Origin of the sequence: Peptacetobacter hominis (genome assembly GCF_006861675.1) — a bacterium.
GTDB lineage: Bacteria > Bacillota > Clostridia > Peptostreptococcales > Peptostreptococcaceae > Peptacetobacter > Peptacetobacter hominis.
The window spans coordinates 98,858-115,100 of record NZ_SGJB01000002.1 but is presented as its reverse complement, the minus strand read 5'-3'; the positions used below and the strand labels follow the sequence as shown (position 1 = coordinate 115,100).

At 33.4% G+C, this 16,243-nt stretch carries 15 protein-coding genes; 1 reads left to right on the top strand and 14 read right to left on the bottom strand.

Features of this window, described 5'->3' with window-relative positions; translation table 11 throughout:
* Positions 1-17: 17 nt before the first annotated feature.
* The 14 genes from EXD82_RS10255 to prdR form a co-directional block, all read right to left on the bottom strand.
* Entirely contained in the window at positions 18-185 is a 168-nt protein-coding gene (locus EXD82_RS10255; protein ID WP_174919130.1) for a hypothetical protein, read from the bottom strand.
* A 101-nt stretch (positions 186-286) separates the two neighbouring features.
* Positions 287-856 (bottom strand): class I SAM-dependent methyltransferase, encoded by a 570-nt coding sequence (locus tag EXD82_RS01765; RefSeq protein ID WP_246081985.1) that lies wholly within the window; start codon positions 854-856, stop codon positions 287-289.
* 145 nt (positions 857-1,001) lie between these two features.
* Positions 1,002-1,901: a sulfite exporter TauE/SafE family protein gene (locus tag EXD82_RS01760; RefSeq protein WP_142535202.1), complete on the bottom strand. Its 900-nt coding sequence runs from the start codon at positions 1,899-1,901 to the stop codon at positions 1,002-1,004.
* Between the two features lie 333 nt (positions 1,902-2,234).
* The gene (locus EXD82_RS01755) at positions 2,235-3,131 is read right to left on the bottom strand and encodes a sulfite exporter TauE/SafE family protein (protein ID WP_142535201.1); all 897 of its coding nucleotides are present in this window, start codon (positions 3,129-3,131) and stop codon (positions 2,235-2,237) included.
* A 126-nt stretch (positions 3,132-3,257) separates the two neighbouring features.
* A complete protein-coding gene (locus EXD82_RS01750) occupies positions 3,258-4,667 on the bottom strand; it encodes a sigma-54 interaction domain-containing protein (RefSeq protein WP_142535200.1) in 1,410 nt (469 codons plus the stop codon).
* A gap of 336 nt (positions 4,668-5,003) precedes the next feature.
* Positions 5,004-5,906 carry a sulfite exporter TauE/SafE family protein gene (locus EXD82_RS01745; RefSeq protein WP_142535199.1) on the bottom strand — a complete coding sequence of 301 codons (903 nt, stop codon included), beginning with the start codon at positions 5,904-5,906 and terminating at the stop codon, positions 5,004-5,006.
* A gap of 95 nt (positions 5,907-6,001) precedes the next feature.
* A complete protein-coding gene (locus tag EXD82_RS01740) occupies positions 6,002-7,009 on the bottom strand; it encodes a proline racemase (protein ID WP_142535198.1) in 1,008 nt (335 codons plus the stop codon).
* 330 nt (positions 7,010-7,339) lie between these two features.
* A complete protein-coding gene (locus EXD82_RS01735) occupies positions 7,340-7,810 on the bottom strand; it encodes a glycine/sarcosine/betaine reductase component B subunit (RefSeq protein WP_142535197.1) in 471 nt (156 codons plus the stop codon).
* 18 nt (positions 7,811-7,828) lie between these two features.
* On the bottom strand, positions 7,829-8,602 hold the full coding sequence (gene prdD / locus EXD82_RS01730; protein WP_142535196.1) for a proline reductase cluster protein PrdD: 774 nt from the start codon (positions 8,600-8,602) through the stop codon (positions 7,829-7,831).
* A 101-nt stretch (positions 8,603-8,703) separates the two neighbouring features.
* Positions 8,704-9,429 carry a D-proline reductase (dithiol) protein PrdB gene (prdB, locus tag EXD82_RS01725; RefSeq protein ID WP_142535195.1) on the bottom strand — a complete coding sequence of 242 codons (726 nt, stop codon included), beginning with the start codon at positions 9,427-9,429 and terminating at the stop codon, positions 8,704-8,706.
* 64 nt (positions 9,430-9,493) lie between these two features.
* Positions 9,494-9,820, bottom strand: coding sequence for a CBO2463/CBO2479 domain-containing protein (locus EXD82_RS01720; RefSeq protein WP_142535194.1), 327 nt, complete (start codon positions 9,818-9,820; stop codon positions 9,494-9,496).
* Positions 9,821-9,863: 43 nt separating this feature from the next.
* The gene (gene prdA, locus EXD82_RS01715; protein ID WP_142535193.1) at positions 9,864-11,780 is read right to left on the bottom strand and encodes a D-proline reductase (dithiol) proprotein PrdA; all 1,917 of its coding nucleotides are present in this window, start codon (positions 11,778-11,780) and stop codon (positions 9,864-9,866) included.
* Positions 11,781-12,049: 269 nt separating this feature from the next.
* Complete coding sequence (gene prdC / locus EXD82_RS01710; protein WP_174919129.1) at positions 12,050-13,339, bottom strand: proline reductase-associated electron transfer protein PrdC; 1,290 nt, start codon at positions 13,337-13,339, stop codon at positions 12,050-12,052.
* Positions 13,340-13,730: 391 nt separating this feature from the next.
* Positions 13,731-15,485 carry a sigma-54 dependent transcriptional regulator PrdR gene (gene prdR / locus EXD82_RS01705; RefSeq protein WP_142535191.1) on the bottom strand — a complete coding sequence of 585 codons (1,755 nt, stop codon included), beginning with the start codon at positions 15,483-15,485 and terminating at the stop codon, positions 13,731-13,733.
* 208 nt (positions 15,486-15,693) lie between these two features.
* On the opposite strand from prdR, the gene EXD82_RS01700 reads away from it, so the two are divergent.
* Complete coding sequence (locus EXD82_RS01700; RefSeq protein ID WP_142535190.1) at positions 15,694-16,227, top strand: DUF4364 family protein; 534 nt, start codon at positions 15,694-15,696, stop codon at positions 16,225-16,227.
* Positions 16,228-16,243 lie beyond the last annotated feature (16 nt).

Genomic DNA, 16,243 nt, shown 5'->3' with positions numbered 1-16,243 from the left:
ACCATTCCTTATCATATTTATAAATATCTTCTATCTGCTTCCTCGGCAGTTGTATCTTTTTTTGTTCTGTAATCCATTCTTTTTCTTATTTCCTTCAGTTCAACATATATTCTGTTGAGTGTAAACTGTATGGATATAAGTATTACAAAAAGCATTAAAACGGCAATTATTTTAAAATCCACCATTATAACCACTCCTTTATATATTTCCTGATTAGTATATTATATCATTTTTTTACTGCAATTTAAAAGTCCGGCTGAAACCGGACTTTTTAAACAAATAATAATTATGCTCTTTTTTTCGCTATATATAAGAATGTGTGATTTCTGTTTTCATGCACAAATCCATCAAATCTAAGATTGGCAAATATTCTACTTATATCCTGAGGATAGAAGTCGTTTCCACAAAGACCGCACACTTTTCTTTTTATATATTTCACTTTGCTTTTTATTTTATTAAGATTGAAATCTTCAAGTATAAGCTCTCCATTTTCCTTTAGTACTCTGCTTATTTCTGAAGATGCTTTTTTGTAGTTTCCTGTACAGTTGAACTGCTCAAGAACTATTACTTTGTCAAAATAGTTATTTTCAAAAGGAATATATTCAAGAGTTCCTTTTACAAAGTTACAGTTTTCATTGTGAACAAGAGAATAACATACATCCTCATAATTTGTATTCTCCATTATGGTCACATTCATTCCATTAAGTCTAAGCTCTTTTCCAAGCTTCCCTATATCACCGGCTAGAAGAACCTTCTCTCCTATACCACCTTTTATTTTATCCAGGATATTTTCTATATCGCTGCTTTTTTCATTAAGTATTTTACCTTTAACAGAATGAAATATTTCACCCTTCACAATATTCACCTCTTTACCCTTTATTTTGGAAATTAAACAATATTACCTATTTTATTTCCCATAGATAAGATTATAATCCCAAAAGACAAAGTATTCAAGGGTTATTTATGATTTTTCACGTTTATATTTTATCATACTTTTTTAATTATAAAGCTGTTTCCATTTCCGGCTTTTTAAGTTTTGAAACACCTGATTTAAACATTGTATATGCTGTATAGAATATTACAAATATAACAAGAACCTTAAGCATATCAAGAGGCATTGAACCTACTATAAATGCTGCTATAAGAACTCCAACTATTCCACCTATAGTTATAGCAAGAGAAGATTTTCTTGGATACTGTCCCTCTTTTATAAACTCCATACTTGATATAGGAAGTAGTATTGCACAAGATCCCATCATTATAGGGAATGCTGCTCTTGGTGACATACCAAGGAAATAAAGCATTGCCATACATGGAGCAAATAATCCTATACCTGCTGTCATTAATGCTCCAAATACAAAGTTTCCTACTATACCTATTATAAGTTTTGCTCCTTCAAGTCCTATTGCTTCTCCTCCACCTGGCATAAGATTTATCCAAGGAAGACCTAAAAACATCAGTACTCCTGTGACAAAAAGAGCACCACCCATTATAACTTCTACTATTGCTTCATCAAGTTTTGATATAACTTTAGCACCTATAAAAGAACCAGCCGCTGCAGATGCAAGAAGTAGAACAAGTGTAAGCGGATCTACTTCAACTGCTGTTATAAATATAAGAGCTTCAAGAACCGCCGGTATACAACAACCTATATTAAGCATTCCAGGGATATGCTTATCATGTACCTTTAATTTTAAAGCTTTTGAAAGTGCTACTATTATTGCAAAAGAACCTATTCCTAAAGTGTCTGCAAAGTTTGCTATAAATCCTATAATTCCTGGTTTTACCCATCCCTCATCTTCAAGTCTACCAGCTTTTTTTTCCTTTGAAAAATCCTTTCCAAAGAATCCGGCAAATACTGCTGTAAATGCCACAAGTACTATTCTTACCATAGTCGCCATAAAATCTTTACCTCCAAAAATAAATATCTTTTTATTCATACTAAAATTATTGATTTTTAATAATAGTATGTGTTATTTTTATCAACTTTTATATTATAGCAACGTTTGCATTTTTATTCAACTATTTTTATTTTTTAGTAATTTTTACTTATTTTATTAATATATTATGCGTATTTTATATATTTTTCTGAATTTTATACATTTTATTTTTATTGTATATTTTTTATAAAATAAAATTTTATTAGATAAATATTAATACTAAATTTATACATTTCAAAGATATAAATAGATTTTAAAAGGGCATACTCCAACTGAGTACGCCCTAATTTTTTATTACATTTCCCGTATACTTACCTTATCTGCAGATAATATGGATTTTTTTATCATAGATACAGATGTATAATATATAACAAAAACACATAAAACTTTTATCGCATTCATCGGCATATAAGAAAATACTGTCGCTGCTATTATAACTCCTATAACTCCACCTATTGATATTGCTATCGAAGCTTTTCTTGGATAATTACCCTCTTTTATAAATCTTATACTGGCTATAGGCATAAGAACTGCACAAGAACCCATCATTATAGGAAAGGCACATTCCGGAGACATTCCAAGAATATAAGTAGTTGCCATACACGGTGCATAAAGCCCTATACCAGCAGTCATAAGTGAACCATAAATAAAATTAAGTAAAACAGCTACAACAAGTTTTATACCTGCAAGTCCTGTAGCATTTCCTCCTACAGGTAAAAGACTGATCCACGGAAGCCCCATAAATATAACACTTGCTGTTATAAATAATGCGATTCCCATAGCTGCCTGTATCTTTCTCTCATCAAGCTTTGATGTTATTCCTGCTCCTATATAGGATCCCGCACCTGCTGCTACAAGCATCGGTATAAGTGTACCTCTATCTACATCTACAACAGTTATGAAGATAAGTGCCTCTACTATATTAGGTATCGCACATGAAATATTAAGCATAGCCGGAATCTGTCTATCCTCGATATCGAGCTTAAGTATATTCTTCATAGCAATAATTACAGCAAATGAACTTACACCTAAAGTATCAAAGAAATTTCCCAAAAGTCCGGTTATTCCTGATTTTATCCATCCATGATTTTCATTTTTACCGCTTTTTGAAAAGTCGATATAATCCTTCCCCATCATGGCAGATTGCGCCACTATAAAAGCGGCAAAAATTCCTCTTATTAAATTTACCATTTTGTATCCTCCATGTCTCCGGCGCACAGGGCTGCCGGTACATTTTTTCAGGTAAATATTATACATTTTTTTTATTTTAATTTCAAGTGTTTCAGATTTTCTTGTTTTCTATAAAATTTATTTTTATTACTTTAAATATTTTCTTATAAGTCTACTGGCCTTTGATTGAGATATTCCAAGTTTTTCGGCTACTTTATAGCTACTTTTGTATTTAGAATAATATTTTTTTATTATTTTCTTTTCATATTCATCTATAATATCATCTAAACTTTTATCCTCAAAATTATCCTCATCAATATCTTCAAAAATAGTTTCACTATTAATACTTTCATGATCTATTTTTACTCTAGGAAGTACTGCTCTTACATCATCTACATCTATAGTTTCATTTACGGATATTATTACAAGTTTCTGTATTATATTCTGAAGTTCTCTTATATTTCCTGGGTAATCATATTTTGAAAGCATCTCTATCGCATATTCTGATATACTTTTTTCAGGCATACCAAATTCTATAGAATATTTTCTAAGATAATATTTTATAAGTCCTATAAGGTTTTCTCCCCTATCTCTAAGTGGTGGCATTTTAAGTTCTATTACATTCAATCTATAGTATAAATCCTCTCTGAATAGTTTTTCTTTCATTTTTGATTTTAAATCTGCATTTGTTGCTGAAATTATCCTTATATCAACTTTCTTTGGTGTAACAGATCCTACAGGTATAAATGTTCTTTCCTGAGATAATTGAAGAAACTTTGCCTGAAGAGAAAGAGGAATATCTCCTATTTCATCAAGAAAAAGTGTTCCTCCATCAGCAAGTTCAACAAGACCAGTTTTTCCTTTTGGATTGGCTCCTGTAAATGCTCCCGATTTATATCCAAAAAGTTCTGATTCAAGAAGATGAGGTGGTATAGTTGTACAGTTTATAGTTATAAATGGACCTGATGATCTATTACTTGAGTCATGTATAAACTTCGCTATGGAACTTTTTCCAGTACCAGATTCTCCAAGAAGCATAACATTTACATTTGTTTTAGCAACCTGTCTGGCTCTTGAAAAAATAGATCCCATAACTTTTCCTTCACATATTATATTGTCCTCATATCCTAATGCTGTTCTATAAAAATTTTCAACTTCTGATTTATATCTTTTTACTTCTCTTTGCGAATCTTCAAGCATAGATTTTATTCTATTTAACTCTGTTATATCTCTTACATTTTCAACTATATATTCTATATTCCCATTTTTATCGAATACAGGTGCCGCTGTAAGTATTAATGTTTTTCCGGTATGTGTATCCTGTCTTATAGAAACTGTAGATTTTTTATTTATAGATTCCGGTATAGGACTTTCACTGGCATAACCATGATTTTTCAGATAATCGACATGCTTACCTATTATTTCATCCTTTGATATTCCGTAGTTAAATTCAAATGCCCTATTACAATATATTATTATTCCATTTCTATCGGACACGCATATTTCATCATGAGATGAATCTAATATTTTTTTATAAAAAGAATTATCAAATATCATAATTTCCTCCCTATTTTTTCTATAAATAGAATATATATCTTCAACAGAAAATAATCAAGTCTAAAACGACTTTGAGTTGTATTTAACTCATATTCTGAATATAAATTCATATTTAAAAGTCATTTTAGACTTATCAAGTTTAAATTTCTTTAAAAATTCAGTCTTTCTCTGCATTATAAATTGGCATAAATTTTGCTTATTTATATTAATGTCAGATATATAAAAATAGGATAAATTAAAAATCCGCCAGAACAGTTCTTTATCGCACTGTCCTGACGGATATCATATACATCTCTATTTAAATAGATAAGAATCTATATTTTATTCGTCTTAATGTTATTTTTTGCTTAATGCAGGTTTTAACATTGTGAAAGAAGTATAGAATATAACTAGTATAACTAATATTTTTAGTATATCCATTGGAAGTGATTTAACTAGGTATGCTGCTATGAATACACCTATTACACCACCTATAGTTATAGCTAAAGATATCTTTCTTGGATATTCTCCCTCTTTGATGAATTTTGCAGATGCTATAGGCATTAATACTGCACAAGAACCCATCATTATAGGGAATGCAACTCTTGGAGACATTCCAAGGAAGTATACTAGAGCCATACATGGAGCATATAGTCCTATACCTGCTGTCATTAATGCACCAAGTATAAAGTTACCAACTATACCTATTACAAGTTTAACACCTGTTAATCCTATTTCTTCTCCACCACCTGGCATTAAGTTTACATAAGGATGAGAAAGTAACATTAATATAGCTGTTACGAATAATGCAACACCCATTACAAGCTGTATTTTCTTTTCATCCATTTTTGATATTATTCCGGCACCAACATATGAACCTATACCTGCTGCTGCAAGCATTGTTATTAATGTTATTGATTCAACTTCTATAGTTGTAGTAAATATAAGTGCTTCTGTTACGACTGGTATTGCACAAGATACGTTAAGCATACCTGGTATGTGCTTGTCTGTAACCTTCATTTTTGATACTTTTGTCATAGCTACTATTGGAGCAAATGATCCTATACCAAGTGTATCACCAAAGTTTGCTATAAATCCTATAATTCCCGGTTTAATCCAACCTTCACTTTCTTCCCATCCCTGAGTTCCTTCTGAAGTGTCTGTTAAATCTGTTTTCATTGTAGCTGCATAATCTTTTGCAAATAATACTGCAAATATTGCAGTTAAAACACCTAATACTGCTCTGACTATGTTTACCATAACTTTACCTCCCACTTTTTAATTTTTATATTTAAAGTCTGCTGCAGGAAATTTCCTGCAGCAAACATTTAAACAAACCAATACCCTATTTTATCTTATTTTAAGATAAATCCATATTTAACTGGGTCGTCTTCATCTATTAGGAAGTTATTGAATCCTGTCATCCAAGCTGAACCAGTTATTTTTGGTAATACTGCATCGTATTCACCAACTTTAGTTGTTCCAACTATTTCTCCTTCAAATAATGTTCCTAATATACTTTCGTATACGAATTTTTCGCCTTCTTTTAACTCTCCTTTAGCGTGTAGAGTAGCTAATTTAGCACTTGTACCAGTTCCACATGGAGATCTGTCAACCTGTCCCTGTCCAAATATAACAACGTTTTTATAAGTTGCTTTTGGATTAGTTGGCTCATCCCATATTTCAACTAGGTCAACAGTTTTTATATGATCTAATGTTGGATGCTGTATTTCTATTTCTCTGTTTATTATGTCTCTTAATTCCATAGCCATATCAGTTAATTTAGCTGCATTTTTAGGCTCTATTTTTAATCCAAACTGACTTGCATGTACTATTGCGAAGAAAGATCCACCAAATGATATATCAAATTTAACAGTACCAACACCTGGTAGTTCTACTTCCTGATCTCTCTTGTATAGGAATGCTGGAACGTTGAATATAGAAACTGATTTAACTTTTTCATTTTCAACTCTTACATCACCTTTTATTATTCCTGCTGGAGCTTCCATAACAACCTTAGTTATAGGCTCTTCCATTGGAACTACACCTGTCTCAACAGCTACAGTCATAGCACCTATTGAACCATGTCCACACATGTTTAGGTATCCTCCACCGTCCATGAAGATTATACCGAAATCTGCTTCTGGATCACATGGCTGAGTCATAACTGAACCGAACATATCATTGTGTCCTCTTGGCTCAAGCATTATAGCAGTTCTTATATGATCTAGATGATCTTCTAAGTACTGTTTCTTTTCTGCCATTGTGTTACCTTTTATATTAGGTATACCACCAACAACTATTCTAGTAGCTTCTCCGGCTGTATGAGAGTCTATAGCCTGTATTGTTCTGCTAAATTTCATAACAATTTCCCCCTTAAGTTATATAGCGCTTTGCGCTTTTATTTTAAGCCTTTCGGCTTATAGGCTTTGGTTAGTTATTAAACAAACTATCGTTGACAAGAAAAATATTTTTATCTTTAGAAAAATCCGTCAATTTAATTTTTTAAAAAAATTTAAAAGGTAGAGTTTCTCTTTTCTATATATTGTATATTCTTTCTTTTCAGATTGTTTACACTCTTATTATATAACAAATCTACTGTTTTGTCATGTCTATAACAATAATTTATTATAAAATTTTTTAAATATTATAGTTATTATCTATTAATATTTTTAAAGATATCTAAACGGCTATTATTTGCCCCGTTTTCTCATTTTTAATTTAAGGAACGCAAGTGCTTTTCTGGCATCTGTCTTATCCACGTTGTTTTCTCCAACAATTTCAGTTTCTGTTCCTGATTCAGACTTGTTTATATCCACTATTGTATCCATATATTCATTTACAACTACAAATTTTGCAGCTGTACCATTGAAAGTTATACCTACTGCAGGTATACCTCTTTTTCCTATTTCTTCAAAAGTATTTGCATAATCGACGTGAGAGTTTCCCCATCCGTCAGCAGATACTATTACACCATCAGCTCTCATAGCTTCAAGCCACTGAGCAGCTCTCTGGCCTACAAAGTTTTTGTATTTATTATCCTGTGGTGTACCAACAACCATTACACCCATTAAATCTATATCTGTATCATCTGCACATATTTCAAGAATAGGATCTCTGAAATGATGTAAAGACGTTTCTTTAGTTGAAGGACCTATACCCATAATCTCCACTCCTCACAATTAAACTAATGCTCTTAATGCACCATCTCTATATTCGTTAGGTGATATTATCATAGGTACGTTACACATATCTATAATAGATGTTCCACCTTCGAATCCACTTGGTTCATCTGAAAATAACTGGTTATCATACATAGCACCCTGTCCAGCTATCTGTTTTAATATAACAACTTTTTTTGCACCAGGTCTTACTCTATCGAAAAATTCATGAGATTCTGAAGCGTGTCTTCCGTCTTCTCTTTTTAGAATCTGTCTGATATCCTGTATAAAGTCATCACATGCTTTAAACGCTGCATTAGGAAGGTGTCTATCAAATGGAAGTCCACCTTTAAGAGTTACATCCATATGTATTATATAATCATTTTCAGAAGGTGTACCACATTTACCAAGTATCATCTGCTCAGCAAGCCTTCCTTCAGAAGAACCGAATTCATGCATCTGTCTTCCGTCTTCATCAGCTCCTGTAAGCATTACATATACACCTGTAAGAGTGTGAGTTAAACCTTCTCCCATTTTTCCTAGAACTTTTGTTGATATTGGTATTATATCCATGATAGTATTTATTTCTCTATCATATGCATCTGGATTTTTTGCTTTTGGTTCAATTATTTCAAGTTTTATATCAGTTATAAGATCATCAGCATCTATAAGTTCCTTTATTCTGTCACCTTTAAGTATAAGTTTATTACCTCTTATTATGACATTGGAACCGATTTCCACATCGTTTATGTGGAAAGCTTTGATTGCAAGTCTTCTCATTATTTTTTCTTCCATAACTTTGTCCACCTTTATTTAAACCCCCTCCCCGGGCCGCCGGAAAGGGGGTATTTTTTTAATGGATTAAACCACTATTCAATTTCCAAATATACACTAGACTATATAGCAGCGTGATATTCGAATGGTAATGGAACTATCTTACCAGCAGATGGTATTTCAACAAGCTGCTGTAAAGTAGCTTTTAATATACCAGTCTGCATTTCAACGTTGTGAGGTTCACCAGCGTTAGCACCCATTGGAACCATTGGAGCAACTGCTCTTGGAGATCCGTTCTGTCTAACAACTGGAGGTAGAGCTGCTATTATTATTGTAGGTATACCAGCTTCTTCTATTGCTCTCTGCACGATCACGGCAGTTCTGTGGCAAGTACCTCAACCAGCAGTCATAACTACACCATCAACATTTTCTTCTTTTAATTTTCTAGCGATTTCTGGACCAGTTTCTTCTGTGAATACATGCTGGTTTCCTCCACCACCCATGAATGTGTAGTGCATTGGTGCAACACCTTTTATAAATCCTTCTTTAGCAAGTTCATGTAATCTTTCTATAGGGAACATACAGTTAACGTCTCTGTTTACGTCAGAGTTATCGTATCCACCGTGAGATACCATTAAGTCAGCTGGAGTAGCTGTATCTGGTACCATTCTGTAAGATGTATCCCCTGCTAGGTTAAATCTCTTGTCAGATTTCATATGTACACCAGCAGCTGTAGCTAAAGCTATTACCATGTCTTTTAATTCTTTAGTTACAGGAGTCCAAACTGGAGGAGGTGTTATAGGAACGTATATTTCAGACTGAAGTCCTTTTACTGTTGTAAGACTCATTATATTATCTCTCCCTTCAAATTTAAACCTAAACTTTTTAAGTTTATAATTTTTGTGTTAATTGTTATTTACCCTCATTTGCAATTTCTTCAAGAAGCTGCTTTTTAAGGTTTTCTCTCTTCTTCGCTTCTATCCTAGCGAATTTTTCTTTTTCTCTCAGAATGTTGGCTACATACTCTGGATTAGGCTCTGGACTTAATACCTCAGGATAACTTAGCATAAATCCAACCTCTTGTCCTATCTTAGGTTCGTAGTCAGTTATAAGCATTCTGCTAGGTATTTTGAATTGTCCAAGTCTGCCTTTAAGGTCTATAACGAAAGCTCCGTCATGGATTTCCACTATAACACCTTCAACGTATGTTTCTGAAGATATATATCTAAGTTTTTCCATCTCATACCTCTTTTTCAAACTTGGTTAATTTTATGTTATAGAATTACTGTATTTCTTTTACTTCAACTACACCAGCTTCTATATCATCTTTTTCGTAGATTTCTCTTCTTTTCTTAGATGTTGGAAGAACTGTTTCGTTGTCTTCTAATTCTACTTTTATTCCTAATTCTTTTTCTATAGCTTCAACGTTGTTTAATTTAACGTTTGGATTCCATTTTCTTTCTGGAGCCTTAACTTCAACACCAGCTATAGCATTTTTAAGCATGCACATTATTCTTATAGCATCTTCTGGAGATAATGTGTTGTTTGCTAGTATTTCGTTTTCTATACCCTGTCTAGATTTGTTGTTGTCTACCATGTGAGTCATGTACTTGTTACCAACAACTAGAGCACCCTGAACAGCACAGTAAGAAACACCAACTACTGGTATACCTCTCATACCTATCTGCTCTATGTGAGAAGCGAAGTCTATGTGGTTGTTACCGAATCCTTCTGTAGTAACTACAGCACCGTCAACTTCCATAGCCTCAACTAACATACCTAATCTCTTAGATACATAGAATTTTTCTGAGTTAGCCTGTGGAGATCCTACGAATACAACACCTACTAGGTCTACTTCTTCGTCTTCCATAGCTCTTATTACTAATGGCTCTCTCCAGTAATGTCTAGACATTTCTTTTGAAGCAGGTCCTATACAAGTTAATGCATGTATACCACCGTCTAATACTTCAAGTGGAGAAAGAACAACTGGAACGTTACCAAGGTCAACGTTTGGTCTAGCTCCTAATGTACCAACTGGCTCAGATGGTAATATTAGGTTGTCGTGCATTGCACCCTGTCCCATTATTTCTTTTACTATAACTATTTTCTTTTTACCTTCTCTTCTGTACTGATCTATAGTCTGAGTATCAACTACTAGAGACTCGTCAGCTTTCTTTAAGGCTTCTCTTATTTCCTGAGTTATGTGGTCGAATGCTTTGTGAGCTGCTAGAGGTCCTGGTCTTTCCATGTTAGTACCTTCTTTTATAGTTACCTGACCTTTTATGAATATTTCACCTTTTTCAGCTGCACCTGGTCTACCCCACATCATTGTAGTAGACATTTCACCTTCAGAAGAACCGAATTCACCTATCTGAACTCCGTTTGCATCTGTTCCTGAAAGAACCATTATAACACCGTCTATAGTTCTTGTTACACCTTCACCAAGTTCGCATCCATCTTCTTTAGTTGCTATTGGCTGTATGTCAAGTATAGCTTCTGAGTACTCATTGTATCTGTCTGGAGTTATTATATCTAACTTCATGTCGTATACTAATTCTTCAGAATCTACTGCTTCTTTACATAAGTCTTCAGGAGTTCTTAATGTTAAAGTAGTTCCTTCTATTTTAGTTTCTTCACCAAAAACAACTTTGTCTATTTTGAAGTGTTTTTTAGTTAAAGATCTTATTAATTTTGTTTCTTCAGCTGCTTTAGCTTCAGCTACTGCTGGAACTGCTGCTGCTTCTGCTGGAGCTGCTGCTACTGGAGCTGCACCCATAGCTGCTGCTACACCTAAAGGTATTTCAAGGTTTATATCTTTACCTTCTCCTATGTGTAATTTAAATACTCCACCTGATACTGGAGCTGCTGGAGCTGCTACTGGAGCTGCTTCTACTGCTGGAGCTGCTTCTTCTACAACTTCCTCTGCTGCTTCTTCTGCTTCTCCTGCTGAGAATCCTTCACAGTTTTCTGGAGTTAGAGCTGTTAAAGCATCACAAGTTGCTGTTAATTTAGCTCCTAAAACCTGTCCTATTGTTAAAGTGTTTTCTGGTAGAACTAGTAATCCTGATTCCACTAGGTCTGGGAATATAGCTGGATCCTCTAAGTTTGATGGTTCTACTACTGTTCCTGCTTCAAATCTGCAGCAAGTTACCGCTGGATCATTAGCATGGGCCTGAGCTGTTTCTACAGTTATTGACATAGTAAAATACCTCCTAAAATTTTATTTTTCTAATCTATGTCCAGATATACTAATATAATGATATCTGTACTGTTTTATACCGGCGCCTCTGTATAACAAAGACACCGGGTAGATTACAGTTTTTCACAGTTCAGTTTGTAAATTTCATTCTGAACATTTATTCAATACTCATTGTGTTTAATATACTCAATGGTATTTATTACTAAATCATTCTCATAAGCTGTTTATCTTAACTAAGTATATAGATATTCTTATATAACTAAATTATACTATTTTTTTCTTCTGTATAATCTATGTCCTGCTGCTCTTAATGAATGATCTGTACTATGGTATACTGGCAATCCTAACCTAGGTGCCACTTGCATTACTGTGTTAGTTCAGTCCTCACAGTTACTTATAAGTAGGGCTTCTGCTCCCTGACTCTTAAGTTTAAGAACTGTTTCTGCCTGTCCTGGACACATACCAGGAAGGTCACATCTATATCTTCCATTTACTTCTGTCATTCTCTTACATCTTGCTTCTGCTATTATTTCTGCGTCCATAAGAGATGCTATCTGTTCTAGTCTTTCTTCCTGAGCACCGCACTCACAGCAGATTATACCAAGTTTTCTGCTTTCTTTCATTAATGGCATAGACACAATTATACCACCTAATGTTTTTGTTACCGGAGCATCAAGTTCTCCATGTTTACCAGTGAAAGGTCCTCCTAGAACTATTTCGCCATATGGCTCCTGGATTCCTCCACACTGATCTATAAAGTAACTTACAGGAAGTCCTATAGGTGCATCCATAAATACTTTTCCACTCTGTGCATCTTCATCCTTAACTCTTCCAGCTACAGTTAAATCCTTTGTTATAACAGGTTTTCTTTCTTCTATAGCTGCAACTACGTTTTTAACAGTTTCAACGTTAGATATTATAGCTTTTGCAACACTTGGAAGCTGTCCTGGCTGAAGTTCAACCCCTAGTATTTCTCTTACTATAACTCTTTCGTCTCCTGCTGGATACATATTAGGAAGATATTTTATTTCTATATTAGCTTCTTCCTTAGATGCTTTTCCTAAAGCTATAAGAGCTTTTGTATGGTGAGGTTTTATAGCTATGTATCCTTTAACTGCCTTTGTTATTTCAACAAGGTACTTAAGACCTCTAACAAGTTCTGCTGCGTGATTTTCTACATACTCCATATTGTGAGCTAGTATAGGTTCACACTCTGCAGCGTTTACGATTACATAACCGCCTTCTATATCTCCCTTGTATTTAACGTGCGCTGGGAATCCCGCACCACCTGCACCAACTATACCCGCTTCCTGTATAGCTTCTAGGTATGAATCAGTTTCTTTTATCTTTACAAATTCATCTGGCTGTTCTTCATCTGCTTCTATAAATATGGCAGTATCAGATATTTCTTTTACTGTACCATACATAGATGCATGAATGTTTGCACCCAGACCTGTTGGTTCTGCTATAAGCTGACCTTTTTTTACATGTTCCCCAACTTGTACTACAGGCCGGCATGGAGCACCAACATGCTGTCTTAGTTCCATTCTAAGTAGCATCAAAATCACCCCTATTATCAATCTGTCGCATTATATATTATAGCAATTGGCGTGCCAAATATTTGTTTAGAGTTTTTTTCTATATAATTTGTTTATTTATCCTCTATTTTATCTATATTTGAACACGTTTCTTTAATTTAATTATATCAAATATAATACTATTAAACAAGCAAGAAAAAGGTTTTTTTCGTCGAATTTCCGACATATAGGGTGCTTTTTGATATTTTTTATCTATAGAATAATAAAATAAATCTTTATAATTACTCATTTCGTTAAATATTTATGTAACTTTTGTCGATTTTTCGACACGTGTCAACCATCCGACTTTTAAAGAATTTTCAGAAGAATTTTTTATTTTTATCAATATATATTTTTATTCTATAGAACTTTTTTATATACTTATTTTATACTGTTCCATTTTGTAATATAGAGTTGTTCTTGGTATATTCAGAATTTTTGCAGCCTTTGCCTTATTCCCTCTCGTCATGGAAAGTGCCTTTTTTATATTATTGATTTCAAGTTTTGACGTTGCTTTTGTAAGGTCCATCGGATATTCTTCCTCTGATGAAACCTCCTCTACGCTATTTAAAATATAGCTCGGTATGTCCTCCGCTGTCACTGTATCTGAGTTCCCGGAAAGTACAACAATATTTTCAACTGTATTTTTCAGTTCCCTGATATTTCCTTTCCATCTATAATTTTCAAGTATCTTGTACGCTTCCTTATCAATAGAAAGTAAAGGCCTGTTATTTTCTGCACACATTTCCTCCAGAAAACTGTGTAGAAGAATTCCTATATCCTCTTTCCTTTCTCTCAAAGAAGGAATCTTTATCTCCACTACGTTCAATCTATAATATAAATCTTCTCTGAATGTTTCTTCCTTTACCATTTTTTCAAGATCTTTGTTTGTTGCAGATATTATCCTAGGATTTATTTTTATAGTCTTTTCTCCACCTATACGTCTTACTTCCTTTTCCTGAAGTACTCTAAGAAGTTTTGCCTGCATATTCAAAGGTAAATCTGCAATCTCATCAAGAAATACAGTCCCATCTTTTGCAAGTTCAAAAATACCCGGTTTTCCTTTCTTGTTTGCTCCTGTAAATGCACCTGACTCATATCCAAAGAATTCACTTTCAAAAAGTTCTGACGGTATTGCACTACAGTTTACAGGTATAAATGCACCTTTTCTGCCACTGTATTCGTGTATAGCTCTTGAGAAGACCTCCTTACCAGTACCACTTTCTCCCCATATAAAAATACTGCTGTTTGTTTTTGCAACCTGCTTGGCTATGGATTTTGCTTTTTCTATTTTGTCGCTTTTACCAAGTATTTTGCTGAATATTCCATTTGAAAGATTTTTGACCTCATCCTGAAGATACTTAAGTTTCTCATTTGTCTGTTCAAGTTCATAGGAAAGATTTCTCGCTTCTGTTATATCAAGCTCTGTACATACTACACCCACAAATTCATCTCTGAAGAATATCGGATTTGCATGTACCAATCCATACATATTCTGTTTTTTGTATGTATAGTATACGTCGCTTATTCCTACTCTTGTTTTTAGAACTCTTTCACAAATTGTATTTTCAAGATAATCGCTTATCGGTTTTCCAACTATGTCAGATGATTTTATGTCATATCTTTCTTCCATAAATCTATTCCATAAAATTACTATACCCTCTTTATTTACAGCACATATTCCCTCTTTTATCTGTCCAATTATATACTTAAGCGTTATACCGTAATCCTCAAGATGCATATAAAGAAAATCTCTTATGTGCTCCTGTCTTAAAACTCCAATAACTCTTTCATTTTCCATTACAGGAAGCATACCTATATTTTCTTTTATCATTATGTCCCTGCAGTAATCTATGCTTACACCTTTGCTGACAGAAACTATATTTTTTTTCATTATTCTTTCTATGTTTATATTGTCTATATCTGGATTGTCCCTTTTAAAGTTATGTATATCCGTCATCGATATTATACCTTCAAGAGTATCATTCTCATCCACTACCATAAGAGTTCTTCTGTTATTTTTTATCATCTCATCCACTGCGGATCTTACAGAGATATCTCTTTTTATGGTTTTAAAATCAATATCCATAACTTCTTCCACTTTTTTTAATTCCGGAATTGAAAACATATTATGCTTATCACCTCATTTAAACCAACTGTATTTAATAATAATATAACATACTTTCAATATATTCCGCAAAACGGCGCTATAACTATAGATAGAAACAATCTATAATGTTTTGGCTGTCTTGATAAATAAATATACTGATGATACAATTATAAGGTAAAAGGACTAATCGGTCCTTTATTCAATTAATTCATGGAGGTCGATTCTAATGTTTGAAAATTCATCAGAAGAAATGGTTTATCATAAGCTTCTGCTCCTTTATATATTAAAAAAATCTGATATGGCTCTTACTAATTCTCAGATTACACAGGTTGTACTTGATACAGAGATGATAAACTACTTTTCTCTTCAAACACTTTTATCAGAACTTGTTGAAACAGGTCTTTTGACAACTTATAAGGAATCCGACAAAGAATTTTACACACTTACTTCAAACGGTCTCGATTCTCTTGAATATTTCTTTTCAAGAATTCCTGAATGTGTACTTGAAAAAGTCGGAGCATATATAGATGAGAACAAATCAAACCTTCTTGAAGATACACAGATTAAGGCTGGATTTGTCAAACAGAGCGATATAGAATATATAGTTAATCTCAGAGTAATTGAAAACCAGTCAAATCTAATAGATTTAAACCTTAATGTTTCTTCAGAAAAACAGGCCAATATGATCTGCAACAACTGGAAACAGAATGCTTCAGATCTTTACGGAGAGATTCTTTCTCTTCTTATAGAAAACAGATAGTATATCAGGAGGTAAC